The sequence below is a fragment of the Lacrimispora brassicae genome (assembly GCF_054772055.1).
On the sequence record NZ_BRYH01000023.1, the window covers coordinates 79,636 to 104,912 of the forward strand.

21 protein-coding genes are annotated in these 25,277 nt (G+C 44.4%); 9 read left to right on the top strand and 12 right to left on the bottom strand.

What is annotated here, in order from left to right:
- Nucleotides 1-8: 8 nt before the first annotated feature.
- From ACYVD3_RS10720 to ACYVD3_RS10745, 6 genes are all read left to right on the top strand, one after another.
- Nucleotides 9-1,826 (top strand): sensor histidine kinase, encoded by a 1,818-nt coding sequence (locus tag ACYVD3_RS10720; RefSeq protein ID WP_460642506.1) that lies wholly within the window; start codon nucleotides 9-11, stop codon nucleotides 1,824-1,826.
- Nucleotide 1,827: 1 nt separating this feature from the next.
- Nucleotides 1,828-3,363, top strand: a complete 1,536-nt coding sequence (locus ACYVD3_RS10725; protein WP_460642507.1) for a response regulator — start codon at nucleotides 1,828-1,830, stop codon at nucleotides 3,361-3,363.
- Nucleotides 3,364-3,470: 107 nt separating this feature from the next.
- Nucleotides 3,471-4,748 carry an ABC transporter substrate-binding protein gene (locus ACYVD3_RS10730; RefSeq protein ID WP_460642508.1) on the top strand — a complete coding sequence of 426 codons (1,278 nt, stop codon included), beginning with the start codon at nucleotides 3,471-3,473 and terminating at the stop codon, nucleotides 4,746-4,748.
- Between the two features lie 69 nt (nucleotides 4,749-4,817).
- Entirely contained in the window at nucleotides 4,818-5,651 is an 834-nt protein-coding gene (locus tag ACYVD3_RS10735) for a carbohydrate ABC transporter permease (RefSeq protein WP_460642731.1), read from the top strand.
- Nucleotides 5,651-6,481 (top strand): carbohydrate ABC transporter permease, encoded by an 831-nt coding sequence (locus tag ACYVD3_RS10740; protein WP_460642509.1) that lies wholly within the window; start codon nucleotides 5,651-5,653, stop codon nucleotides 6,479-6,481. The genes ACYVD3_RS10735 and ACYVD3_RS10740 overlap by 1 nt, the downstream gene beginning before the upstream one ends.
- Before the next feature lie 16 nt (nucleotides 6,482-6,497).
- Entirely contained in the window at nucleotides 6,498-8,120 is a 1,623-nt protein-coding gene (locus ACYVD3_RS10745; protein WP_460642510.1) for a glycoside hydrolase family 13 protein, read from the top strand.
- 434 nt (nucleotides 8,121-8,554) lie between these two features.
- Here the strand turns inward: ACYVD3_RS10745 and ACYVD3_RS10750 are convergent, their stop codons facing one another.
- The 7 genes from ACYVD3_RS10750 to ACYVD3_RS10780 all read right to left on the bottom strand — a co-directional run bounded on the left by ACYVD3_RS10750 (nucleotide 8,555) and on the right by ACYVD3_RS10780 (nucleotide 15,059).
- A complete protein-coding gene (locus ACYVD3_RS10750) occupies nucleotides 8,555-9,874 on the bottom strand; it encodes an aspartate kinase (RefSeq protein WP_460642511.1) in 1,320 nt (439 codons plus the stop codon).
- 136 nt (nucleotides 9,875-10,010) lie between these two features.
- A complete protein-coding gene (locus ACYVD3_RS10755) occupies nucleotides 10,011-10,766 on the bottom strand; it encodes a class I SAM-dependent methyltransferase (RefSeq protein WP_460642512.1) in 756 nt (251 codons plus the stop codon).
- 2 nt (nucleotides 10,767-10,768) lie between these two features.
- On the bottom strand, nucleotides 10,769-11,548 hold the full coding sequence (locus ACYVD3_RS10760; RefSeq protein ID WP_460642513.1) for an ABC transporter ATP-binding protein: 780 nt from the start codon (nucleotides 11,546-11,548) through the stop codon (nucleotides 10,769-10,771).
- A complete protein-coding gene (locus tag ACYVD3_RS10765; protein ID WP_460642514.1) occupies nucleotides 11,548-12,561 on the bottom strand; it encodes a FecCD family ABC transporter permease in 1,014 nt (337 codons plus the stop codon). The genes ACYVD3_RS10760 and ACYVD3_RS10765 overlap by 1 nt, the downstream gene beginning before the upstream one ends.
- A gap of 13 nt (nucleotides 12,562-12,574) precedes the next feature.
- The gene (locus ACYVD3_RS10770) at nucleotides 12,575-13,750 is read right to left on the bottom strand and encodes an ABC transporter substrate-binding protein (RefSeq protein ID WP_460642515.1); all 1,176 of its coding nucleotides are present in this window, start codon (nucleotides 13,748-13,750) and stop codon (nucleotides 12,575-12,577) included.
- A 173-nt stretch (nucleotides 13,751-13,923) separates the two neighbouring features.
- Nucleotides 13,924-14,514, bottom strand: a complete 591-nt coding sequence (locus ACYVD3_RS10775; RefSeq protein ID WP_460642516.1) for a hydrolase — start codon at nucleotides 14,512-14,514, stop codon at nucleotides 13,924-13,926.
- A 77-nt stretch (nucleotides 14,515-14,591) separates the two neighbouring features.
- On the bottom strand, nucleotides 14,592-15,059 hold the full coding sequence (locus ACYVD3_RS10780) for a 2-thiouracil desulfurase family protein (protein ID WP_460642517.1): 468 nt from the start codon (nucleotides 15,057-15,059) through the stop codon (nucleotides 14,592-14,594).
- A gap of 541 nt (nucleotides 15,060-15,600) precedes the next feature.
- Here ACYVD3_RS10780 and xdh point away from each other — a divergent pair.
- The 3 genes from xdh (at nucleotide 15,601) to ACYVD3_RS10795 (ending at nucleotide 20,729) form a co-directional block, all read left to right on the top strand.
- A complete protein-coding gene (xdh, locus tag ACYVD3_RS10785) occupies nucleotides 15,601-18,219 on the top strand; it encodes a selenium-dependent xanthine dehydrogenase (RefSeq protein ID WP_460642518.1) in 2,619 nt (872 codons plus the stop codon).
- Between the two features lie 173 nt (nucleotides 18,220-18,392).
- Nucleotides 18,393-19,421: an XdhC family protein gene (locus tag ACYVD3_RS10790; RefSeq protein WP_460642519.1), complete on the top strand. Its 1,029-nt coding sequence runs from the start codon at nucleotides 18,393-18,395 to the stop codon at nucleotides 19,419-19,421.
- A gap of 105 nt (nucleotides 19,422-19,526) precedes the next feature.
- Nucleotides 19,527-20,729: an FprA family A-type flavoprotein gene (locus ACYVD3_RS10795; protein WP_460642520.1), complete on the top strand. Its 1,203-nt coding sequence runs from the start codon at nucleotides 19,527-19,529 to the stop codon at nucleotides 20,727-20,729.
- A gap of 140 nt (nucleotides 20,730-20,869) precedes the next feature.
- Here ACYVD3_RS10795 and ACYVD3_RS10800 read toward each other — a convergent pair whose 3' ends face one another.
- The 5 genes from ACYVD3_RS10800 to ACYVD3_RS10820 all read right to left on the bottom strand — a co-directional run bounded on the left by ACYVD3_RS10800 (nucleotide 20,870) and on the right by ACYVD3_RS10820 (nucleotide 25,144).
- Complete coding sequence (locus tag ACYVD3_RS10800) at nucleotides 20,870-21,337, bottom strand: Asp23/Gls24 family envelope stress response protein (RefSeq protein WP_460642521.1); 468 nt, start codon at nucleotides 21,335-21,337, stop codon at nucleotides 20,870-20,872.
- Between the two features lie 148 nt (nucleotides 21,338-21,485).
- Nucleotides 21,486-21,683, bottom strand: a complete 198-nt coding sequence (locus ACYVD3_RS10805) for a DUF2273 domain-containing protein (RefSeq protein ID WP_460642522.1) — start codon at nucleotides 21,681-21,683, stop codon at nucleotides 21,486-21,488.
- A 12-nt stretch (nucleotides 21,684-21,695) separates the two neighbouring features.
- The gene (gene amaP, locus ACYVD3_RS10810) at nucleotides 21,696-22,277 is read right to left on the bottom strand and encodes an alkaline shock response membrane anchor protein AmaP (protein WP_460642523.1); all 582 of its coding nucleotides are present in this window, start codon (nucleotides 22,275-22,277) and stop codon (nucleotides 21,696-21,698) included.
- 20 nt (nucleotides 22,278-22,297) lie between these two features.
- Nucleotides 22,298-22,435 carry a hypothetical protein gene (locus ACYVD3_RS10815; RefSeq protein ID WP_460642524.1) on the bottom strand — a complete coding sequence of 46 codons (138 nt, stop codon included), beginning with the start codon at nucleotides 22,433-22,435 and terminating at the stop codon, nucleotides 22,298-22,300.
- A 672-nt stretch (nucleotides 22,436-23,107) separates the two neighbouring features.
- Nucleotides 23,108-25,144 (bottom strand): beta-galactosidase, encoded by a 2,037-nt coding sequence (locus ACYVD3_RS10820; protein ID WP_460642525.1) that lies wholly within the window; start codon nucleotides 25,142-25,144, stop codon nucleotides 23,108-23,110.
- Nucleotides 25,145-25,277: the final 133 nt, after the last annotated feature.

Genomic DNA, 25,277 nt, shown 5'->3' on the forward strand with positions numbered 1-25,277 from the left:
GGAATACCATGATCAAACGATTCCGCAGATTATCATTTCAGTCCAAAATATTGTTTACCTATTTGCTCTTACTGCTGTTTACCGTGGTTATTTTTGCCATCTGCTATATACAAGGGGTTTCCTCGGCCCTTACCTACAACATTGAATACATGAAACAGACTAACCAGCAGAAAAATATGAACTTAGATATTGCCATGGGAAATAACAGTTCCTTAAATCTTCTGCATCTGATCGATCCCAAGGTAAATGTCATACTCCATGAAAAAGTCAGCAATATGACCCCAAAAGACCGTTATGAAAGAGACTATTATATGCAGACCGTTCTTAAAATGCTTACGGTCATCAATCCCCATGTACAAAGAACGACTCTCCTTACATCTGCCGGAGACACCTATTGCAGCATAAACAATATATCAGAGGATTATATTGGACATGCCTGGAAAACCATAGAAAGCATTGATTGGAAAACCAAGAGCCAGAAATACTATACAATCCCTTATCCGCAGAAAATAGGGAATTCCGGCTATTCCCTGGTAACGGTATACCACCAGCTTTCGGATATCGGCGAGTATAAAACCTATGGATATCTGCTGGCAGACTTAGATTTCGGATCCATTGCAAAAGATTTTAATTCCACTGACGCTGCTGATGGCCTGGCCTCTTCCTTTGCTATTGTATACAAAAACCAGGTCATCTATAATTCCAGAAACGCTTACATCAATCTGGAGACCGGCCTTTCTGAGAAGGATAAGCAGGAAACCTTTCCTGATCTGGAGCAGATTGAAGCCTCGGGAAGGGGATCAGGAGAGATCTATCTCCAGGATACGCTCTGCATTGCCGCTGTTTTAAAAAACAAGTCCACCGGCTGGTATCTGGTGCAGTATATCCCAAAGCAGCGGCTGGTTAACGCCAGCATGGAAAGTATGCTCAATGTCATGGCATGGGTGATGCTTATCCTGACTGCAGCGGGAATTTTAAGCTTTGTATTATCCAAGCAGGTCAGCCGGCCCATTAAGGCACTGGCAGAAACCATGAGCCAGGCAAGGCAGGGAGAAGTAAAGCTTTTTAAGGGATTAGCGCCCAGGGAGGATGAAATCGGCAACTTAATTGAAATCTATAATGAAATGGGAACAAGGATCAATGACAGCATTACCAAGCTGTATATTATGCAGATAAACCAAAAACAGACAGAGCTTAAAATGCTTCAGTTCCAGATCAATCCTCATTTTTTGTATAATGCACTGAACACAGTTACAGCCATTGCCAGGCTGGAAGAAATTGAAGAAATCCCTGCAATTACCGAAAGTCTGTCGGATATGTTCCGCTATAACATAAAAGGGACTGATTTTGTAACGATCAAAGATGAAGTGATTCAGCTAAAGAACTACATCCGCATCCAATCCATCCGGTTTCCCGGACGTTTTGCGGTGGAGTATGATATCCCAGACGAATACGAAAATAATGGAGTTATTAAATTCATTCTCCAGCCCATTGTGGAAAACTCCATTCAACATGCGTTTAATGTAAAACGGGACCAGGACTATTTAAAGATCTCCCTATCGCCGGATTCGGAAGATTATCTTTTGGTCTCCATATACGATGACGGGTGCGGTATGCCAAAAGAACAGGTGGATGAATTAAACCAGGCGTTATGGAAAACAAAAACCAACACCCTGTTGGGAGAAGATGGAAAAGGCATTGGGTTAGCCAATGTTAATGCAAGGCTAAAAAACTTTTATGGGGAAGATTGCGGAATTGTGGTGGAAAGCCTGTATGGAAGCTTTACCTGCATTCATATGCGGATAAAGAGAAATAGGGAGGGATAGAATGAAGGTCATCATTGCTGAGGATGAGTATTACGCCAAAAAAATGCTCGTTAAGCTTTTAACTGATATCAATATGGATATCACCGTATGTCTGGAAGCCGAAACCGGGAAACAGGCCGCAGATTATCTTGCCGGCAAGGAGGCTGATCTTGTAATTACCGATATCCGCATGCCGGAGATGGACGGGTTATCTCTTGCAAAATATGTGGAAGAAAACTGCCCGGTAACGGATGTGATCATCGTAAGCGGTTATTCGGATTTTAACTACGCCAGGGAAGCGATGAAATATGGGGTGCGGTATTACCTTACAAAACCGGTAAAACCTGAAGAACTGGAAAAGGCCATATGGGATATTACAAAAACCAGGGAAGACAAAAGAAGGCTCCTTGAAAAACAGGTGGACCTAAGGCTTTTGCAGGAATCCCTCCAATATGTGAACATCTCCGGCATTCTGGCAAACAAGGCTTTGATGGATACCTTTCGCGATCTGTGCGGCGGACAGCTAAAGGACCTCTCCTATCAGATGCTCTTATTGCAAGGAAAACAGCGTATGAGCCGGGAAGATGCAAAAAGGCTGGCAGAATTCCTGGAATCAGCTTCAGATCATACCAATATCCAGGTATTTTATTTTCAGCAGCCGGACGAGGTGATTGCCATGAACTTTGGCAGACAGGAGATGCTGACGGATAAAAAACTTTTACTCCGGCTGAAGCAGGAGCTGCCCCAATGGGAACTGGAGATTACCTGTGGGATCAGCAGGATTTACAAAGGGGAAGAACTGCTTGGGGATGCCTATCGGGACTGCGTTTATGCCATCAATGGAAGACTGCTTGAGGAAAAGAACAGAGTGTTTGAATATGAATCGGAGCTTTCCATGGAACAGATCCTGACACAGCAGGAGGAGCTGGCAATTTACGAAAGTGTGATGAAGGGAAGCTACCCCCAGGCAGAGGCTGCTCTCTGTCAGTTTTTTGAAAGATGCAGGTCGGGAAGCTGGAATGTATATTCCTTATACAGCGGTATTATGCAGATTTTTTCTGTTATCAGCAGAGCCTATTGCAGCAGGGAGGCTTCCACGGAATCAGAAGAGGTAAACCGGTACCTTTTATTTTCCTTTAAATCAGATCTTTATCAGTTCCGGACCAGACAAGAGCTTTTGCGGTATATGCTGAAAATTCTGGAAAACACCTGCGGCTCCCAGGAGGGAAAAGGAAGCATCATCGAGGAAATCAAGAATTACGTATCCTTAAATTTCCGGTACGAAATCTCCCTAAATGAATTGGCTGCCCATAAATATTTTATGAATTCCAGCTACTTAAGCCGTCTGTTTAAATCAGAAACAGGGATGAATTTTTCCAAGTACCTGATCACCTACCGTATGGAACGGGCAAAGGAGCTTTTAAAGAATACGGTCTTTAAGATAAACGAGATTGCCGATTATGTAGGCTATAATGATACCTCTTATTTTATCCACACCTTTAAACGCCTTTACCAAATAACCCCCGAGCAATATCGCGCCCAGGAAGAAAAAAGGTAAAAAATGTTTTACGAAACATCTCAGATACCTTATATAGGAGTCCACGATTTGTTTTGTATACTGGTACTACCAAATAATAAGGAAACAGAAAGGGCGAGATGATGTATATGAAAACGAAAAAAGTGTTGGCAGTTGGTTTTACCTGCGCCTTAGCAGCGGTATTGGCAGCAGGATGCAGCCGAACAGACAAAAGCTTAAGCAAAAGTTCCGATTCCGGAGTTGCACATCTGGAATTTTTCTCTTCAAAAATGGAAAATGTATCCACCATGCAAAAGCTTGTGGACAAATTCAACCAACAGAATACCGATGTCCAGGTTACCTTAAATTCCCCGGCAGATGCTGGAACTGTATTAAAAACCAGGATGACCAAGGATGATTTGCCGGATATCATCGCCTATGGAGGAGACAACACCTATACGGAGCTTACAGAAGCAGGAATCTTACTGGATTTAAGTGACTTAGAGGTTTTAAAAACCATAAACAGTTCTTATATGCAGATGGTCTATGATATCAATGGCGATAAGGAGGAAAAGGCATACGGCGTCCCATTTGCTGCCAATGCTTCCGGAATAATCTATAATGCAGATCTGTTTCAGAAAGCAGGTGTAACGGTTCCTGAGACCTGGGATGAGTTAATGGAAGTATGCGAAAAACTGTCCGCAGCAGGAATCCAGCCCTTTGAGTTAAGCTTTAAGGACAACTGGACCATCCTTCCCTCCTGGAACTCCCTGGCACCGGCAACACAGCCCCAAGGGTTTTTAGAGGCAAAGAAAGAAGGAACGGCAACCTTTTTAGGCACTCATGAAGAGGTTTTGAAAAAGTACAGCAAGCTGGTGGATTATGCCCAGACAGATTTTATGGGAACTTCCTATGATGACGGCAACCGCAGCTTTGCCAATGGCGGAGCCGCAATGCTGATCAACGGCGTTTGGACCGTACCGGAAATCAAAAAAACCAATGAATCCATTAATCTTGATATGTTTGCTTATCCGGCAACCAATGACAAAAGTAAAAACAAAGTTGTATCAGGTATTGATGTTATGCTTATGGTAACAAACCAATGCAAAAACCCGGAAGCTGCCAAGCGCTTTGTGGCATTTATGTTAGAACAGGAAAACAGCCAGCTTTACATAAGCGAACAGTTTGCATTTTCACCTGTGGAAGGGGTTGTGCAGAAAAATGCTTCGGTGGCCGGCCTTGCCAAAGATATTGCCGATGGAAAGGTTACGGATTTTGTAGACCATTATTATCCCAACGGCTATAATCTGTCAGCGATTTTATCCGAGTTCTTTTTAAACAGGGCAAACGGTATGGATGAAAACGAGAACATTGCCGCAATACTGAAAAAATGTGATGAACAGTATGATATCCTCAATACCCGGTAAATCAGGCAAAAGGAGGATAACGCGTTGAAAAATCATAGAAATAACCATATCAGTCCAGCGTTCTATCTTATGGTAGTTCCCATGGCGGCACTGTTCTTTTTATTCCATACGGTCCCTTTTTTAAAGGGTATCTTTTACAGCTTTACCAACTGGAAGGGCTATGGGAACTGGGAATTTATCGGGTTTAAAAATTTCCTGCAGTTTTTTACGGATCCTTCCATAAAGCAGGCCTATGGTTTTACCTTTCAGTTTGCATTTACCGCCACTGTCCTTGTCAATGTTTTAAGCCTGGCGCTGGCATGCGGGCTCAATGGAAAAATTCTGGGAAGGAATTTCTTAAAGGCACTGTATTTTCTCCCATATATGCTGGGAACCCTGATCATCGGTTTTGTATTTAATTTTATCTTTGGCAATATCATTCCAGGGTTTGGAAAAATGGCGGGTATGGATGGGCTGAGCGTAAACATCCTTGGAACCAGCAAAGCATGGCTGGGGGTTTTGTTTGTTACTGTCTGGCAAGCCATGGCATTTAACACCATGATTTATCTCTCCGGCCTTCAGACGGTGGATAAGGATATTTATGACGCCGCATCCGTAGACGGCGCCGTTGGCCTCCAGCGGTTTATCAAGATCACCTTCCCGTTAATTGCTCCCTTTTTTACCATCAATATGGTATTAAGTGTCAAGAGCTTTCTCATGGCATTTGACCAGATCATGGCAATGACAGGGGGAGGGCCTGGAACCGCAACCACTACCATCTCCATGTTGATTTATAAGAGAGGATTTGACGGCGGACAGTTTGCCTACCAGTCGGCCAATGCCGTTATTTTATTCTTGGTTGTGGCATCAATTTCCGTATTACAGTTGAAGATATTAGAAAAAAGGGAGGCGAAAATAAACTGATGGAAGGAAAAGAAAAGATCAATTGGCCCCTGACAATCCTTCTGGCGGCAATCGCTGTTCTGGTTATCCTGGGCCCCCTTTATATTACGGTGGTAATTGCCTTGAAATCACCGTCGGATATGGAAAATGTACTGGCGCTTCCGTCTTCCCTCCACTTTGAGAATTTTTCAAAGGCATGGGAACTGACCGACTATCCCAGAAAGTTTTTCAACACATTTTTTATTACAATCATTAATCTGGTGTTTACCATCCTGACCAATTCCATGGTGGCTTATGCCATTATACGTAATAAGGATAAAAGCAGGTTTTTTAATCTCATGTACTATTATTTTATCAGCGCCATGTTTATCCCTTTTAATGTGATTATGCTTCCTCTGGTAAAACAGGCCTCATCCTTTCATTTGGATAACATCTATGGCATCACTTTGATTTATATTATTTTCGGACTTCCCATGAATACATTTCTTTATTCGGGATACATCAAATCTCTGCCCGAAGCATTGGAGGAGGCAGCAAGGATTGACGGGGCAGATACGTTTCAGACCTTTTGGCGCATTATATTTCCCCTTCTTAAGCCAATGAGCGCTACGGTGGCAATCCTGTCCTTTATGTGGACCTGGAATGACTTCCTGATGCCCCTGGTTTTGCTCAGCGATGCAAGTCAGCAAACCCTGCAGTTGGCCCAGTATGTATTTAAAGGCCAGTTCTCTACACAGTATAATCTTGCCTTTGCCTCGTATTTAATGGTGCTGCTGCCGATTTTAGCGGTATATGTTTTTTGTCAGAAATGGATTATCGCAGGAGTTACAAGCGGTTCTGTAAAAGCTTAAGAAAAGGGAGAAAAAAATGGACAGAAAATGGTGGAAACAGGCGGTGGTATATCAGATTTATCCCAAAAGCTTTCAGGACAGCAATGGTGATGGGATCGGAGACCTTCAGGGGATTATCTCCAGACTTGATTATTTGGAAAAACTGGGGGTAGATGCACTTTGGCTCTCCCCTGTGTATTGTTCCCCTCAGGATGACAATGGTTATGATATATCCGATTATCAGGATATTGATCCCATGTTCGGGAGTTTAAAAGACATGGAAGAACTGATTGAAAAGGCAGGCAGGCGTGGGATCCGCATTATCATGGATCTTGTTTTAAATCATTCTTCCGATGAACATCCATGGTTTATAGAGGCGAAAAAAAGTAAGGATAACCCCTATCATGATTATTATGTGTGGAGGGATGGGGTGGAAGGAATTACTCCAAATGGCTTAAGGGCTGCTTTTGGAGGCCCTGCCTGGGAGTGGGTTCCTGAACTTGGACAATACTATTTCCATCAGTTTTCAGTAAAACAGCCGGATCTTAACTGGGAAAATCCAAAGGTACGACGGGAAATCCGGGATATGATCCTTTGGTGGATGGAGAAAGGGGTAGGCGGATTCCGGCTGGATGTCATTGACTGTGTGGCAAAGGATCCGGACCGGCTGATCACAGCAGATGGGCCAAAGCTCCATGAATTTATACAGGAATTAAGCAGGGATACCTTTCAGAAAGGGGATCTTGTTACGGTAGGGGAAGCATGGAGTGCAAATCCAGAAAATGCCCTGATTTACAGCAATCCGGATGGAAGTGAGTTTTCCATGGTATTCCAGTTTGAGCATATCTGCCTTGACCAGAAAAAGGGGGGCGAAAAGTGGGACTTAGCCCCTCTTCCATTCCTGGAATTAAAGCATGTCTTATCCACCTGGCAGGAAGCCCTTTACTGCAAAGGCTGGAACAGCCTGTTCTGGAACAACCATGATCTGCCGAGAATTGTGTCCCGCTGGGGAAATGATAAGGAATACCGGGCAGAATCTGCCAAAATGCTGGCAATACTCCTTCACGGAATGCAAGGTACCCCTTATATCTACCAGGGCGAAGAACTTGGGATGACCAATGTAAGGTATGATATGGAAGATTACCGGGATATAGAGATTTTAAATATATACCGGGAAAGAACCGGGGCCGGATATAAAAAAGAGGAGGTCATGGAGTCTATTTATGCAAAAGGCCGGGATAATGCCAGAACGCCCATGCAGTGGAATAAGGACAGAGAGGCCGGATTTACGGAGGGAACCCCATGGCTTAAGGTGAATCCAAACTATTGGGAAATCAATGCAGAGGCTGCGCTGGCAGATGAAAGCTCTATTTTTCACCTTTACCGGAAGCTGATTAGGTTAAGAAAAACCTATGACATATTCGTAGATGGGAAATACCAGCTCCTGATGCCGGAGGATCCCGATATATTTGCCTATACCCGTACACTGGAAGGAATCACTTTGCTTGTAATATGTAACTTTTTCCATAAAACGATTCATTTGCAGCTTCCAAAAGAGCTTGACCGTGAGAAAAAACAGTTGATCAGCTCTTATATGGATGAAGGCCTGGCAAATGTACTCAGGCCGTATGAAGCCAGAATGTATCTGATCAGGAATTAAAAATAAAAAGAACTGGAAAGGTGGCCCTCCATAAAACAGTATAAGAAAACTATATTGTTTATGGGAAACTGCCAAGTAAAATGTCTAAAACAAGCGTATCGTTCTAATGGGCGATACGCTTGTTTTTATCTTCTCTGTCCATATAAATAGATGGACATTATAAAATCAAATAAAGTCAGACATCAGGGTTTATTAATGGGAGGGCAAAGCAATATTCCAAAACGGAAAGGAAATTTACGGTTATGCCGTAAATGTTGACATTGCTCCCGCAAAAGAACTTATATCTCCGCACCCCGTGTGTTAATAATCTTTCGCAAATAGCCATAAAATTAATATTTGTCCATGGATCGGTAACCACTGACAGCACCCCAGCTTTAAGTGCACAGAAAAAAAGACAAGCTGTCAGGTACTTCCTTTCAGCCTGTCTTTCAGTCTTAAACCTCAGTCATAATAAACATATCATAAATTGCCTTGATCGCTTCCTCAAAATCTGCGTTCTTCACGCCAATGATAATGTTGAGTTCGCTGGAGCCCTGGTCAATCATTTTAACGTTTACCCTGGAATGGGCAAGGGCCGAAAAGATTCTTCCGGCAGTTCCTCTGGTCGCCTTCATGCCCCGGCCTACCACAGCCACCAGCGCAAGGTCTGATTCCATCTCAAGGAAATCAGGCTCTACTGCCCTGTGGATCCCTGCGATAACGGACTGCTCATATTCTTCAAATTCTGACTGATGAACAAAAATGGTCATGGTATCGATTCCCGACGGCATATGCTCAAAGGAAATGCCGAACTTTTCAAATACCTCCAGCACCTTTCTCCCAAAACCAACTTCAGCGTTCATCATGGCCTTTTCAATATTAATGGAGCAAAAGCCCTTCTTACCCGCAATTCCCGTAATGGTATAATGAGGCTTTTTGCAGGTGCTTTCCACGATCAGAGTCCCTTTGTCCTCAGGCTTATTGGTGTTCCGGATGTTGATGGGAATTCCTTCTTTTCTCACCGGGAAAATGGCATCCTCATGAAGGACGCTGGCTCCCATATAGGCAAGCTCTCTCAGCTCCCGGTATGTAATGGTCTCAATAACCTCCGGATTCTTGATGATCCTGGGATCCGCCACAAGGAAACCGGAAACATCCGTCCAGTTTTCATACATGTCCGCATGAATGGCCTTTGCAACAATGGAGCCAGTTATATCGGAACCGCCTCTTGAAAAGGTCTTTATGGTTCCGTCCGGCTTTGATCCGTAAAAGCCCGGGATCACCGCTCTCTCCACATGCTCCAGGCGTTCACCAAGCTCCTTATTGGTAAGCTCCGCATTAAAACAACCATCTGCATCAAAAAAGATCGCTTCAGCCGCGTCAATGAATTCGTAGCCTAAGAATTCCGCCATCACCATTCCATTTAAGTACTCTCCTCTGGAAGCCGCATAATCACGCCCTGCCTTTTTAAGGAAATTTTCTTCAATGGTTTCAAACTCATGATCCAGATTCAAATTCAGATCAAGTCCGTCAATAATTTCCATATAGCGTTCCTGAATCTTTTCCAGATTTTTTTTGTAGCTCTTGCCCTCTGCCGCAGCATCATAGCACTGATACAGCATATCCGTGACCTTTTCATCCTTGTCATTTCGTTTGCCCGGCGCAGATGGAATCACAAACCGCCTGCTTTTATCTGCACGGATGATGTCACCTACCTTTTTAAACTGTTTTGCGCTGGCTAAAGAGCTTCCTCCAAATTTCACAACTTTTTTCATAGCCTCTTTCTCCTTTGATTCAGGTTATTATCCATATTTAACGGAAATAATATCCTAATTACAGGTGGCTGTCAAGTATTTTCTCCCACCGGTCCATAATTTCCCACTTAAGAACCTTCCATCCTTTTTCCTGATTTCACTTCCAGGCGGCCACAGCAAACATGACGGCCCTTGACGAAGCAGAAGGTTTTGTATACTGGTGATTCCATCTCCCAATGCCCAGAAGTTTTTCTAAATCCCTGTAGCAACAGACACTTGCCGCTCCTTCTTTCCAAAGTTTTACCATGTCCCACTCTGGACGGTCCGTCCTGGTGATTTCCAAATCACGGGCTATAAAATTCCTCATTTTCAGTTGCTCCAGGCTCTGGCTGGGATGGCTGGGCGTCTCTCCTCTTGCATCTGACTCATTAAACGCCTTTCCATAATTGGAGTCCATATTCAGCAGTACCCCTCCTGGCCGGAGGACCCGCATCATTTCCTCATAGGCCCTGGAGGCATCGGGCAGCACCCAGGTAACATTTCTCGTAACGATGAAATCAAAGGCTTCATCGGAAAAACCCATATTTTGAATGTCCATGTGCAAAAATGAAATGCGGTCATGTCCAGTATCACGGGCATTTTTAGCTGCCTGCCGGAGCATGTCCTGGGAAAAGTCCACACCCGTGACCTCACACCCTAATTCCGACAGCAGCATGGAAAAAAAGCCCGCGCCGCATCCGGCATCCAAAGCCTTTAAAGGTGCTCCGGTTTCCGGCATGTTTTTCCTTAAAAATTCCTTAAAAGCCGGGTAAAGGGGGGACTCATAATCCTGCATCCGAAGCTGGGAAAATTCCTCCGCCCTCTGGGACCAGTAAGAATGGGAAAGCCTTTGTATATTTTCCTGTTTTTCCATATTTAATCCTCATCAATTCTTCCCGGAATACAAATACTCCGTTTTCCAAAGGTCATAACATTTACTTCTATCTGATAAAGCTCCTTCATGTTCCGGCTGGTAACCACGTCGGCGGCCGGTCCCGTCTTAACAATTCCCCTGTCTTTCATTATAGAGGTTTTCCCTTTTAATTCCAGTGCATGATCGGGAAAATGGGTTGTCATAATAACTCCCAGCCCCTCCTTCTGAAGCTTTCCAATCAAATGGATAAAGCGGTACTGGTTCCCAAAATCCAGATGAGAGGTAGGCTCGTCTAAAATCAAAACCTCAGGCTCCTGGTTTAAGGCGGCGGCTATCATTACAAGCTGCCTTTCCCCGCCGGAAATATCCGTATAGGGCTTATCCCTCAGATGGCCTATATTTAAAAATTCCAGCCGATTCATGGCAGAGTCTTCCTCCGTCTTTCCCGGGGTAGAGAAATAGCCGATTCTGGACGTTCTGCCCATGAGGACTACCTCTATTACGGAGAAGGGAAAGGCGGGCACATGGCTCTGGGGAATGTATGCGATTTTCTGGGCCAGCTTTCTGGCGGAATAGCTTTTCAAAAGCTTTCCGTCAATCAGAATCCTGCCTTCTTTTGGCTTATACTCCCCGATGATGTTTTTTAGTAAGGTGCTTTTCCCCGTGCCGTTTGCTCCCAACAGGCAAAAAATTTCCGGTGATTCATAGGATAAGGACACGTCCTCAAAAACATTTCTTTTCCCGTCGTAACTGAACGTAAGGTTTTGTATCTCCAGCTTCATTACCAGCTCACCTTCCTCTTATATATAAAGTAAATAAACAAGGGAACTCCGATAATGCCTGTAATCACACCGATGGGGATTTCTACGGCCGTCAGGGCCCGGCAGATATCGTCAATCACCAGGAGATAGCAGATACCTAATGAGGCGGAAACGGGAATGATCCGCCTAAAATCAGGCCCCGTAATCATGCGGGTCAGATGAGGAATGACGATTCCCACCCAGCCGATGATGCCTGAAATGCTCACCACCAAGGCCGTCAAGACGGAGCAGGCAACAAGAGCAATTCCCCTCTCCCGCCTTACGTCAATGCCAAAAGATTTTGCCTCCTGATCCCCCATACTTAAGACATTTATCTTCCAGCGGAAAAGGAAAAGGAGGACCATTGCCATGGAATAAAGGGGAAGGATTGTCAGGATTTTCACGTAACTGATCCCCGAAAGAGAGCCCATGAGCCAGAATACAATGGCCGGAAGCTTGTCAAAGGGGTCCGCCACAAATTTTATCAGGGACACCAAAGAGGAAAACAGGGAACCCACCAGCATTCCTGCCAGAATGAGAGTGACCGTGTTTTTTTGTCCCCTCATGGACAGGAAAAAAGTCAGGCCCACAGCAAAAAGGCCGAAGAAAATGGCGGTCATCTGGATTTGCATGGAAGAAAAAGCGAAAATAATGGCTAATCCGGCCCCAAACCCTGCCCCATTGGAAACTCCCAGCGTATAGGGGGATGCGAGAGGATTTTTAAACAGCCCCTGAAACACCGCACCGGAAACGGAAAGACCGGCCCCCACCAGGGAGGCTCCTATCACCCGGGGGAAACGTACCTGCCACAGCAATCCGGCGGCCATGGAATCAGAAACCAGCTCCTGCCCAGTTATCCGCCCGTAAATGATTTTTATAATATCAATAGGGCCGATATGATACGGCCCTATTGTCAATGATATAAGGATACAAAATACAGGAAGAAGAAATATTACAATTCCCGTCACATTTTTTAAAACAGATTTTTCTTTCATAGGCTTCACATGATTAAATGGAGCCGTTAAAATCTACACCGTAGAAATTTTTGTAAAAGGCTTTGGCTCTTTCCAAAACCACATCTTTGCTGATTTTATCAGGATAGAACTGGGAAGCCAGCCACAATTCACCCAGGGCAATGGAATCCGTATCCGGATTTCCCCAAGGCTTTGTCCAGTAGGGAGCCAAAAGGACGTGGTTTTCCTTGACCGCTTTCAGTTCCTTATATTTTGCATCGGCGGTGATGTGATCGTATACGTCCTTATATCGGTCCTGTACAATAATCACATCAGGGTTCCATTCCGCCAGCTTTTCAAAGGTATAAGGCTTATAGCCCTGGATTTCCTTGGCTGCCACGTTGATTGCACCTGCCCTCAAAAGCTGGGAGCCCACATACTTGTCATTGCCGTAGGTCTGTTCTCCTTCATTGGCAATAAATACCTTGACTCTCTGGTCATCCGGTATACTGCCAACGGCGTCATCCACCAGTTTGCGGCTTTCCAGGCAGAAATTCCATATGGCATCCGCTTTTGAATCGGTCCCGGTCAATTTTCCCAGGGTCTTTACCGCCCATTCACAGCCATCCGTATAAGCCTTGTCTGCATCGGAAAGCCTGGGACTCTGAGCCTCTGCCTGCATTCCCTCTCCTCGTAAGGAAACTACCACCACCGGAATTCCCAAATCCTTTAATTGCTGAATGGCTTCCGGCTTTGCCTGGGAGGCTGCAATGACCACATCCGGCTTTAAGGCCGCGATTTCCTCCACATTCCACTCCGTTAAATCGCCTGGTGTGGGAAGGCTGCCAATGCCTGGGAATACGGTTTCCATATAAGCGCCTAAATCCTTTTTCCAATTTTTTTCCGTAGCTACTACCTTGTCCTGGGCTCCCAACTGTGCCAGAATGTCCAGAGAATGATGCTGCATGACCACCATGCGTTCCACCGGAATATTTACTGTCACTTCATTGTCTGCCTGGTCCTTAAAAGTCCAGCTTTCCTGCCCGGCAGCTTTCTGGGATTCCTTTTGAGTCTCCGTCTGGGCCTCTGTCTTTGACTGCTCCATTTCTGCCGCCGTGGAGGACTGGGCCGCTGTCGTCTGCGGAACACTTCCCTCTTTCTTTCCGCAAGCAGTCAAAAGAAAAAGAGCAGCAAGAATCAGAACGACCACTTTTAACCTGTGTTGTTTCATAACATTTCTCCCTTCGTAATTAAGAAATCAACATCCCCCGTTTCGGCAGGCGGCTATAACGCCAAGCAACGGACAACCACAGGCTCAAAGGACAGGGAAGTTTCGATATAAGTATAGAATTACATCGGAAAAATGTCAATCGCCACTTTACAAATTGATGATGTCAATGAATTTTACTGTTCCAACGCCTCCATTTCCTCATTCACAGCTTCCTCACAGGAGCGCATTGCCAGGATGGTCTTCTCAAACAGTTCATCAAGAGTCCAGCCCAGGTTTTCTGCGCCTGATGCGATCACTTCCCTGGAACAGCCTGCCGCAAACCGCTTGTCCTTGTATTTTTTCTTAAGGCTGGAGACCTCTAAATCCATAACGCTTTTTGAAGGGCGCATCCTGGCCGCCGCTCCGATGAGCCCGGTCAGTTCATCCGCCGCAAACATGATCTTTTCCATTACATGCTCCGGCTTTACCTGGGAACAGATGCCGTAGCCATGGCTGCATATGGCGTGGACCAGTTCTTCCTCCGCCCTGATTTCTGCAAGAAGCTCCGGGGCCTTTGTACAGTGTTCCTCCGGGAATTGTTCAAAATCCACATCATGAAGAAGTCCTGCGATTCCCCAGAATTCTTCCCCTGACCCAAATCCCATTTCACCTGCATACCAGCGCATCACCCCTTCCACGGTCAGACCGTGAAGCAGATGAAACGGTTCCTTATTATATTTCTTAAGTAACTTCAGTGCCTGTTGTCTTGTAATTGCTGTTTTCATAGCTCCTCTTTTCTCCTTTCCTATTTGCTGCCCATGCTCTTTGGACATAAAGGGATACCTGAAGGGTGCTTCCATATTTAAAAAGACCCTATGCTGCTTTCTCCTGATACAAGGATTCCGTTTTCTTCCAAAAGCCTTGCGGTCACACCGCTTCCCGGAACCTTTGTCCCTGAAAACGTCCCATCATAAATGGATCCATGACCGCAGGACGGACTCCGCTCCTTTAAAATCGCCCGCTTACAGCCATAAAGCCTGGCAAGCTTCAAGGTCTCTTCTGCTCCCTTTAAAAAGCGATCCGTCACATCTTTTCCTGACCGGTCCATCACACGGATTCCATTATGATTCCTGTTTTCACCACAAACAAGCTGCTCCGCAGGCTCTCTGGGCGTTCCCAGACCTCCAAGCTGCTCCGGGCAGACCGGTATGAAGTTGTATTTTTCCATAAGCCTGATAAGGCCCTCCTGCCTGCCGCTTCCGCCGTCATAGCGGCAGTTAATTCCAAGCAGACAGGCGCTCACCAATATGTTTTCTTTTTCCCCGCTCATTTTCTGCCTCCTTTTATAAATCCTGATGCATCAAAATGTAAAACCTCGCCATATATAAACAATTCATGTTTATTTCTCTAAAATTTTATAGGTTTTCACATCTTTGTGTAAAAAAACATCCCCCAGGCAAAAGCCCAGAGGACACCTTTTCTTAGTCTTTTTATTATAACATAGGCAACAAAATTTGCAATATTTTTAAAGTTTAAAATATTTTACCAGGATATAAAAAGCTGGTTTGAAAACACTAATAATTACCTATATTTTACAGGTTTACTTATAGATGTTTTCTATAAATAAAGAGGGAAAAACCTCCTGTTTAAGCGGAAAAGGCCGTGTTCTAATTTTTTTTGTGTATGGCTAAAATTTTTTTATATTTTTATGGAATATGAATTGTTTTTGAATCACTTATATGTTAATATGAATGGGGAAGAAGAAATAAAAAACGCCATTTTTTATCAAAATTATATAAAAATAGTATTGTTAAAAAAAATGTGCGGGATTATATAATATCAACAAGAAATAAAGAGAGAGAGGTATTGATATGTTTGTAGTAAATGTCAACGGTAAGGATTACCAATCAGAAGAAGATTTAGCATTAATGGATTTTCTCCGTTACAAGCTTGGTATCACCTCCGTTAAAAACGGATGTAAGGAAGGTGCCTGCGGGACATGTACCGTAATTGTAGATGGTAAGACCGTCCGCGCCTGCGTACTGAAACTATCCAGGCTGGAGGGGAAAAAGGTTCAAACCATCGAAGGGTTTACACAGAGAGAAAGGGATGTCTTTGTCTATGCCTTTGCTGCAGCAGGAGCCGTACAGTGCGGATTTTGCATTCCGGGCATGGTGATCAGCGGCAAATGCCTGATTGATCAGAATCCGGATCCAACCAGAGAGGATGTAAAGCAGGCGATCCGTACAAACATCTGCCGCTGTACAGGCTATACAAAAATAGAAGACGGTATTTTGCTGGCAGCAAAAATGCTCAGGGAAAATGCTGAGGTTCCTGAATTAAAACAGACCGGTAAAGTAGGGGAAAGAACCTGCCGTGTGGATGCAGAGGCAAAAACACTGGGTACCGCCAATTATGCAGATGACTATTATCTGGAAGGCATGCTTTACGGAAAGAATGTGTTCAGCAAATATGCACATGCTAAAATTAACGGGATCGATGCCAGCAAGGCTCTTGCGATGCCCGGCGTAATCGCTGTTTATACGGCAAAGGACATACCCGGAGACAGGTATATCGGTCATCTGGCACACGACTGGCCCGGCATGATCGATGTAGGCGAAGAAACAAAATGCTGCGGCGACACCCTTGCCATGGTCGTGGCTGAAACAATGGAACAGGCAATAGCGGCAGTTAAAGCCGTAGAAATAGATTATGAAGAATTAGAGCCAATCCGCTCCCCAAGAGAAGCCATGGTTCCAGGCGCTCATCAGGTTCATGGCGAAGGCTTTATGCAATTTGGCAAATTCAGAATTCCCGAAAATAACCTTCTTGACCATGAAGAGGTAAAACGTGGTGACGCGGAGACAGCTCTTGCAAATTCCAAGTATATCGCGGAAGGCACCTTCTATGTTCCTCCCACAGAGCACGCTTTCATGGAACCGGAAACTGCTGTTGGTATTCCTGATGGCGACGGAGTAAAGGTAATTACCGGATCACAGGGTATTTATGATGAACATCACGAATTAAGTGCATATCTTGGTATCCCTATGGAGAAAGTAAGAATACAGAGCGCTTTTGTGGGCGGCGGCTTCGGCGGAAAAGAAGATATGAGCGTACAGCATCAGGCTGCTCTTTGTGCTTATTTATCAAAGAGGCCTGTAAAAGTATCCTTCTCCCGTCAGGAAAGCATAAATTATCATCCAAAGCGTCACGCCATGGAAATCTACTGCAAGATCGGCTGTGATGAAAACGGTATCCTGCAGGGAATGAAGGCAAAGCTTCTCTCTGATACGGGAGCCTATGCTTCTCTGGGCGGACCGGTACTTCAAAGGGCCTGCACTCATGCGGGTGGACCGTATAATTACCAGAACGTGGACATTGAAGGAGATGCTTATTATACCAACAATCCTCCTGCAGGCGCATTCCGCGGATTCGGTGTGACCCAGTCCTGTATGTCAACGGAAGTTTTGATCAACCAGTTAGCGGAGCAGGTAGGAATTTCCGGATGGGAGATCCGTTACCGCAATGCCATCAGACCGGGCCAGTCCCTGCCTAACGGGCAGATCGCTGACGAAGGCACCGGTATGGTGGAAACCCTGGAAGCAGTAAAAGAAGATTTCCAAAAGTATGAGGCAGATCCCAATTATTTCGTAGGTATTGCATCTGCCATGAAGAACGCAGGAATCGGTGTGGGCCTTGCAGATATAGGCCGCTGTATCTTAAGAATACGTGACGGAAAGGTTATTACAGGCTCTTCTGCTGCTGCTATCGGCCAGGGACTTCAGACCATAACCTTACAGGTGGTCTGTCAGACCACAGGCCTTGCACCGGAACAGGTAATGGTTGGACATCCGGATACAAAATACACACCGGACTCCGGAACTACCACCGCATCCCGCCAGACCGTATTTACAGGAGAAGCAATCCACATTGCCGCCACGAAACTGAAAGAGGATCTGGATGCAGGACATTCTTTAAGTGATTTGGAAGGCAAAGAATACTACGGCGAATTTGGCTATAAAACAGATCCTATCGGCAGTGACAAGCCAAATCCGGTTAGCCATATTGCTTATGGATATGGAACACAGCTTTTTGTTATTGACCACGAAGGAAAAGTCGTAAAGGTAATCGCAGCTCATGACATAGGCAAAGCCATCAATCCTCTTGCCGCAGAAGGACAGGTAGAAGGCGGTGTTGCAATGGGTCTTGGTTATGGACTGACAGAGGACTTCCCCTTAAAGGACGGCATTCCTCAGGCTAAGTTAGGTACTTTAGGACTCTTTAAAGCACCTCAGATGCCTCCTATCGACGTACGGTTCATTGAAAAGAATCCATCTGATGTAGCATTTGGAGCAAAGGGTGTCGGTGAGATCGTATGCGTCATGGGAGCGCCTGCTTTGCAGAATGCTTACTATAAAAAGGATGGCGTATTCCGTTACAAACTTCCTCTGGAAAATACCTTCTACCGTAAACCAAAGCCTGCAAAATAAAAGGAACAGAGCACCTAAGATTCCTTTACAGGCGAATACCAAAAAAGGGCGGAATGAATTCCCGCCCTTTTTTATTTGCGTGAGCAATAAACCCAACGAATATGCTTGCATATTCATTGGGCCAATGACGGGGCAACTAAGAAAACACACAAGAGCAAAGGGGTAATTATATAGTGGCAGATTTTTATGAAGAATTAAAAAATGCTGACAAAAACAAGAACTTAATCAGCGTGACAATCATTGAAGGACAGGGAATGGGATCCAAAGCGTTATGGTCCAACGGGGAATTTATCTTCAGGCAGGGAGAGGAAAAAGCTTTTGATGCTTTTTCAGAGGATTTAAAAAACATTGACAAAACCCAGACCCTTAAGGCTGGGAAAAGCACTCTGTTCTGCGAATTGGTGACAGGTGAAAAATACATGGTGGTATGCGGAGCCGGACATATATCCATCCCTATCATCAGAATCGGAAAAATGCTGGGGTTTCATGTTACGGTCATCGATGACAGAGTATCCTTTGCCAATACCGCAAGAAAAGAAGGAGCCGACACCGTGATCTGCAAGCCCTTCCGGGAAGCCTTAGAAGAGATAGAGGGAAGCACAGGCCATTACTTTATCATTGTTACCAGAGGCCACCGTCATGACCAGGACTGCTTATCCCAGATCATCGGCAAGAAAAATGCCTATATCGGTATGATCGGAAGCAGAGCCAGGGTAAAGCTGGTAAAGGATTTTCTGGAAAACGAAGGAATAAACAAAGAGCTTCTGGACCAGGTCTACACTCCCATCGGATTAAAGATCAATGCCCAGACCCCGGAGGAAATCGCCGTAGCCATTATGGCTGAGATCATCCAGATCAAAAACGGAAGCAAAAAAACCTTTGGATATCCAAAGGAAATCCTTGAGGGACTCACTTCCGCGGAACTGCTGGACATGCCAAAATCCCTTGTTACCATCGTTTCCAGAAAAGGCTCCGCCCCACGGGATGTGGGTTCAAAAATGATAGTCATGGTTGACGGAAGTACCATGGGAACCATTGGCGGCGGCTGCGTGGAAGCCGAGGTGTGCACCATTGCAAGGGAAGTTGCCAGAGATAAGACTCCCGTATTAAAGAAGGTTGATATGACTCCTGACAATGCAGAGGACGAGGGCATGGTATGCGGTGGAATCGTGGAAGTTTATGTTGAGCCGGTTTTAAACTGATGATATAAGATGTCTTTTAAAAAACACAATGACATTTTCCTGAAAACATAGTATACTGTATACGATGAACTAGAATGCACGAACGAAAGAAAGGAAGGCAGCACCATGTATTGTGTAAAAAAAATCAAAGACGACTTGTTCTGGGTTGGAGGAAGTGACCGCCGTCTGGCCCTGTTCGAAAACGCCTATCCCATTCCGAAAGGGATATCTTATAACTCTTATGTCCTGCTAGACGAAAAAACCGTTCTTTTTGATACCGTTGACCGGGCCATTACCGGACAGTTTCTGGAAAATATAGAGGCAGTTCTTGGTGGACGGAACCTGGATTATATTATCGTAAACCATATGGAGCCGGATCACTGCGCCACTTTGGGAGAAGTAGTCAGAAGATATCCGGATGTAAAAGTCATCTGCAATATCAAGACAGTCCCCATTATCAACCAGTTTTATGAATTTGGCGTTGATTGCCGGGCTGTCATTGTGAAAGAAGGGGACAACTTCTCCTCAGGCAAGCATACCTTTACCTTTTATATGGCTCCCATGGTCCACTGGCCGGAAGTCATGGTTACCTATGATACCGTTGACAAGGTTCTTTTCTCTGCCGATGCCTTTGGTACCTTTGGGGCAATGAACGGAAATCTGTTTGCCGATGAAGTGAATTTTGAACGGGAATGGCTTGATGAAGCCAGAAGATACTATTCCAATATCGTAGGAAAATACGGTCCGTCTACCCAGACCCTTTTAAAGAAGATCATGGATTTGGACATTCAGATTCTTTGCCCTCTCCACGGACCTGTATGGCGTTCTGATATCTGCTGGTATATGAAAAAGTATTTCGCATGGAGCAGTTATACACCGGAAGAAAACGCTGTTATGATCGCTTATGGCTCCATTTACGGCAATACGGAGAATGCAGCCAATATCCTGGCTTGCCGCCTGGCAGAGAGAGGGATCCGCAATATCGTCATGTATGACGTATCCTCCACCCATCCGTCTGTGATCATTTCAGAAGCCTTCCGCTGCAGCCATATGGTATTTGCTTCTGCCACCTATAACGGCGGAATCTTCACCAGCATGGAACACCTGCTTTTGGATATGAAAGCCCACAATGTGCAAAACCGCACAGTCGCCCTTATGGAAAACGGTTCCTGGGGTGTCATGGCTGGCAAAAAGATGGCTGAGATCATTTCGGAAATGAAAACCATGACCATACTGGATCAGAGCATTACTTTCAAATCCTCCGTAAAAGAGGACCAGTTGACGGAAATTGCTGCTTTGGCAAATGCCATTGCAGAATCTTTAAAATAATGTAAGACAGAAAAGAGCAAGGTATCTGCCGGAAACAGCCAGATAACCTTGCTCTTACTGCAATCATAGGTGAAGTCAGAGAAATCAGACAACCCTGGTTTCTTTCTTTCCTTCCTTGATTTGTTTTGCCTGTACTTTTCTTATTCTACTCTGGAAACATGTTCAGTTGGAGCCTCCGGATCTGATTCAGTTATTTCAGAAGGCTTCCTCTTGCTTTGGCGCTCGAATTCTTCTTTTGTAAGAACATCATATACATGTACGTTCACTTCAACTACATCAAGGCCAGTCATTTCTTTCATTGTTTGACTCACCTTCTCAACAATGCTGTCAAAAACAAGGGGCATATTTTGCCCATATTCACAAATAATTTTCATATCAATTGCTGTCTGTTTTTTACCAACCTCAACGGTAATCCCTTTTGTGGAATCCTCAGTATTACGCAGTATATCTGTAATTCCTGAAATAAAATTCCCGCTCATTGCCAATATTCCCGGAATTTCACTTGCTGCCATTCCGGCAATCTTTTTAATGACCTTTTCATCAAATGTTAATGAATTGCTATGCTCCGTAATTGTATCAACATTGCTTTTTCCTTTTAATTCTGCCATTTCTAACATCCCCTTTCATTATCTTTTATTTTAAATAGGATTACAGCTTCTCCATAAATAACATTGTGTCACTTAATTTTAAACTCCCATGAGTCATTGAAAATCTCCGCCCTCCGGTTATTTGGAGATGAGCACATAGTCCTACTTATTACCTGTCTTTCCAATACTTCAGCCACTCCGGAATAGAAAGAACTTTATCTTTAAACATACCGGCTAAATATCCTGTTCCACAACAAGCCAGGATAAAAAATGTCTTTCTGAAACCAATAGTTAAAGTCAACAGAGCAAAGATCAACCCTAAAGATGTAAAAATGATCCTTCCACTGTATAGCTTCCAAAAATTCATATAATACCCCCTTTACTCCACGCGGCTGTCTTTGCCTGATTCTTTCTTCTTAATTTCATATATTTGGTTTTCATAACTGAGCTCTGTCGCCTTTACAGTGATTGAGTTAACAGTTATCCCCAAAGAAAGCTGCAACGCCGATGATATTCTATCCTGAACCGTTTCCGTCAAAGCCAGCATTTCATCCGTTTGATTCAATGAGAGCCTTACTGATATTTTTGTTTTTTCAGGATGCTTATGGATTTTTGCCCGTACTTTTGACAAATGTATTCCATCCATATCTGCAAAACTGTGTTGTGCTGTTGACTCAATGGTTTTTTTTGAAAACATTAACCGGCCCTTTTCTTTTTTGATTACAAGAAATTCAGAGCGATTCGGGAAAAGCAGTATGGCAATAAAAAGGATTAAAAAACAAATTATAATTAAAAAAGTATAGCCTGCAAAGGCAGTGCTCCATAAGGTCTGCAAATTCAATCGTTCTCTAGACCAGTCTGATAGAAACGGTAAGGGGTAAAAAAGAGAAAACATACAGACTGCACCCGCGAATCCTATTGCAACAATAATAAATAATATAACTTTTTCAAATCTCCTCATATTGTTTTCTCCTATCAATTTTACTTGAACATAAAACTATCTTCTGCAGTACATTTGTCATTGTCTTTTTCATATTCTCTTTTTTCATTCACTTTTTTCTCCATTTCCTTTGATACCTGGAAAAAACCTGGGCTTAAAATACCAATTGGAATTGCCATAATGAGAATTCCCTGATGGCTTTGCTGTTATCATTTGCACATCTTCCTGGGCCATAGAAAGGATAATCCGAATCACACAGTCGGCTGTAATCTGAAATTTTATGACATTCCCTCTAAATTAAAACTTCATAAATATCAAATACCTTATTTTGTAAATATAATACAAATCCTGGATATTTTGGAAATATATGCACTGAACATAAGTTTTCATGTCTCAAATTTTACTATTACAATAACACGCCCATTATCTTGCTATATTATTGTAATCACTTGACGAAAACAACAAATGATCGAATGATCAGTGCAGCAATTTGGATACTGCCCTGGCAAGCATACATAAGGAAGTAACAACAGGCCTCAGTAATATTAATCAGGAAAATTTTCAGTTATTATTATGGGGTACAATACAGTACTAAATTCATAATTAAGAACCATCTGTAAAATAAGCATTATAAATGAACACACATAAATTTATGCCAGACAGAACATATCAACATGGTATCATTTACTGCATAAAAAAGGGGCTGAAGGATATTAACCTTCCTGCCCCTGTCAAAGAATGTGCTATTTCTGGCTTTTCCAATACAGCACAAAGTCCTCTTATTTACTTTTTTGAGATAAGTCACTTACTTTACCCCACAATGGTAATTTAAGTCGAATCAGGCACTGCCGTCAATTCCTGTGCAGATCTCTTCTTATAATCACTGTCCCATATGGTTCTATTTCGCCTCTTCCGGAAATCTCCCCAAGCAGCATCATTCCCTCTGACAGGCTGTCTAAAAGCTTCTGTTCCAGCACAACCGGTTTTTGGCTGAAATTCTGCAAAAACAGATACTCATATTGTTCCGATTCCCTGGAAGTCACTTCAAGCGCTTCCGGTATCAGCCCTTCTGCAAGCGGTTTGATTCCGGCTTCACAAATCACCTTCCGGAATAAATCATCATAAAAATCCTGTCCGGCATCAGCACATACATAATAAGCAGTCCCCTTCCCATAGTGATTTTTTGTAAGGGCCGGATATCCCTTATAAAAATCATTTTCATATACCATTAGGGCCTCTGCCCCGTTAAGCCTTACCAGATCGCAAAGATTGCGGCACTCATACCGTTCCCCTTTTTCCCCGGATGCAGGAACCATATAATTGCTCTCCCACTCATAAAGGCCATCGATTTCCGTGCTGCGAAGCCCCATTACATCCTTCATCCCATGGGGAACGCCTCCAAGAAAGCACCGGTCTGATTCATCTGTAATTCCGGACCAATAGGTAGTCACCAATTCTCCGCCATTACGGACAAACCCTTCCATTTTCTCCTCGATTCCGCTGCGGTATAAGTAAAGCATGGGAGCCGCAATAAGCCGGTAATCTTCCAGACTGTCATCCATAGTGATCACATCCACGTCAAAACCCAGTTTTTTTACGGCACTATACACTTTTACACAGGTCTCATGGTAATAAAGCCCCTTATTTCTGGGGCCTTGTGCGTCTTCCATTGCCCAGCGGTTTTCCACATCATAGATCAGGGCTGCCTTTGACCGTACTTCTGTTCCGGCCAATTCCCCTAAAATGGCCAGCTCATTTCCTATGCGGCTGACCTCTTCAAATACCCTGGTGTCCGTTTTTCCATAATGATCAATAACAGCCCCGTGGAACTTTTCCGAGCTTCCCGGACTTTGGCGGATCTGGAAATACAAGACACTGTCCGACCCATGGGCAATGGCCTGCCAGGATGCCAGTCTTAAAAGGCCGGGTTTTTTAAGCTTACTGACTCCCTGCCAGTTTGTGCTGGTTGGACAGGACTCCATGAGCAGAAACGGTTTCTTCTTTAAACTTCTCATGAAATCATGCTGCATACCGTTGTCCCTGGCCGTAAGAATCTCCTTTTCTTTATGCCAAAGGGGATAAGTGTCCCAGGAAACCACGTCCACCGCCTGGGAAAGCTTCTGGTAATTAAGACCCTGGTAATCATACATGAAATTGGTGGTAACAGGCTGTTCTCCTCCCCCTTCCCGCAAAGCGGCTGCCTCCCACCGGGCAAAATCTGCGGTCTGATCCGTCACAAACCGCTTCCAGTCCAGATTCAGTCCATGGACCATGTTTTCTCCTATGGAAGAGGGGCTTTCCACCTGGTCAAATGACTGATAGCTGTGACTCCAAAAGGCTGTGCACCAGTTTTTGTTTAACCGGTCAATGGAGCCGTATCTCTTTTCCAGCCATTTCCGGAAAGCCTCCTGACACAAGGAACAATGACATTCCCCACCGTATTCATTGGAAATATGCCACATAAGAACTCCGGGATGAGCGCCGAACTGCTCCGCCAGTTTTTTATTGATCTTCTTTACCTTTTCTCTGTATACAGGGGAGGTGTAACAATGGTTGTGGCGTCCGCCGAAACGCTGGCGCCTTCCTGTATCATCCACCCGCAGCACCTCCGGGTACCTGTCTGACAGCCATTTTGGACGGGCTCCGGATGGGGTTCCTATAATGGTGGAGATTCCGTTTTCATAGAGCCGGTCCACCCGTTCCCTTAGCCAGGAAAAGTCAAATTCTCCCTCCTCCGGCTCCAGAAAGGACCAGGCAAACATCCCCATGGTCACCGTATTGATCCCGGCTTTTTTCATATACTCCAAATCCTTCTCAAGAATCTCAGGCTCATCAAGCCACTGCTCAGGGCTGTAATCCCCGCCGTGCCAAATGCCAAGGTTTTTCATACTTTTTTATTCCTTTCGTTATCGGTGTTTCTTTATTACTGTCCACGCTTTTTGGACATAGAGGGATACCCGTAGGGTGTTTCTTTATTACTGTCCACGCTTTTTGGACATACAAATAGTGTTTCCAAAAAAT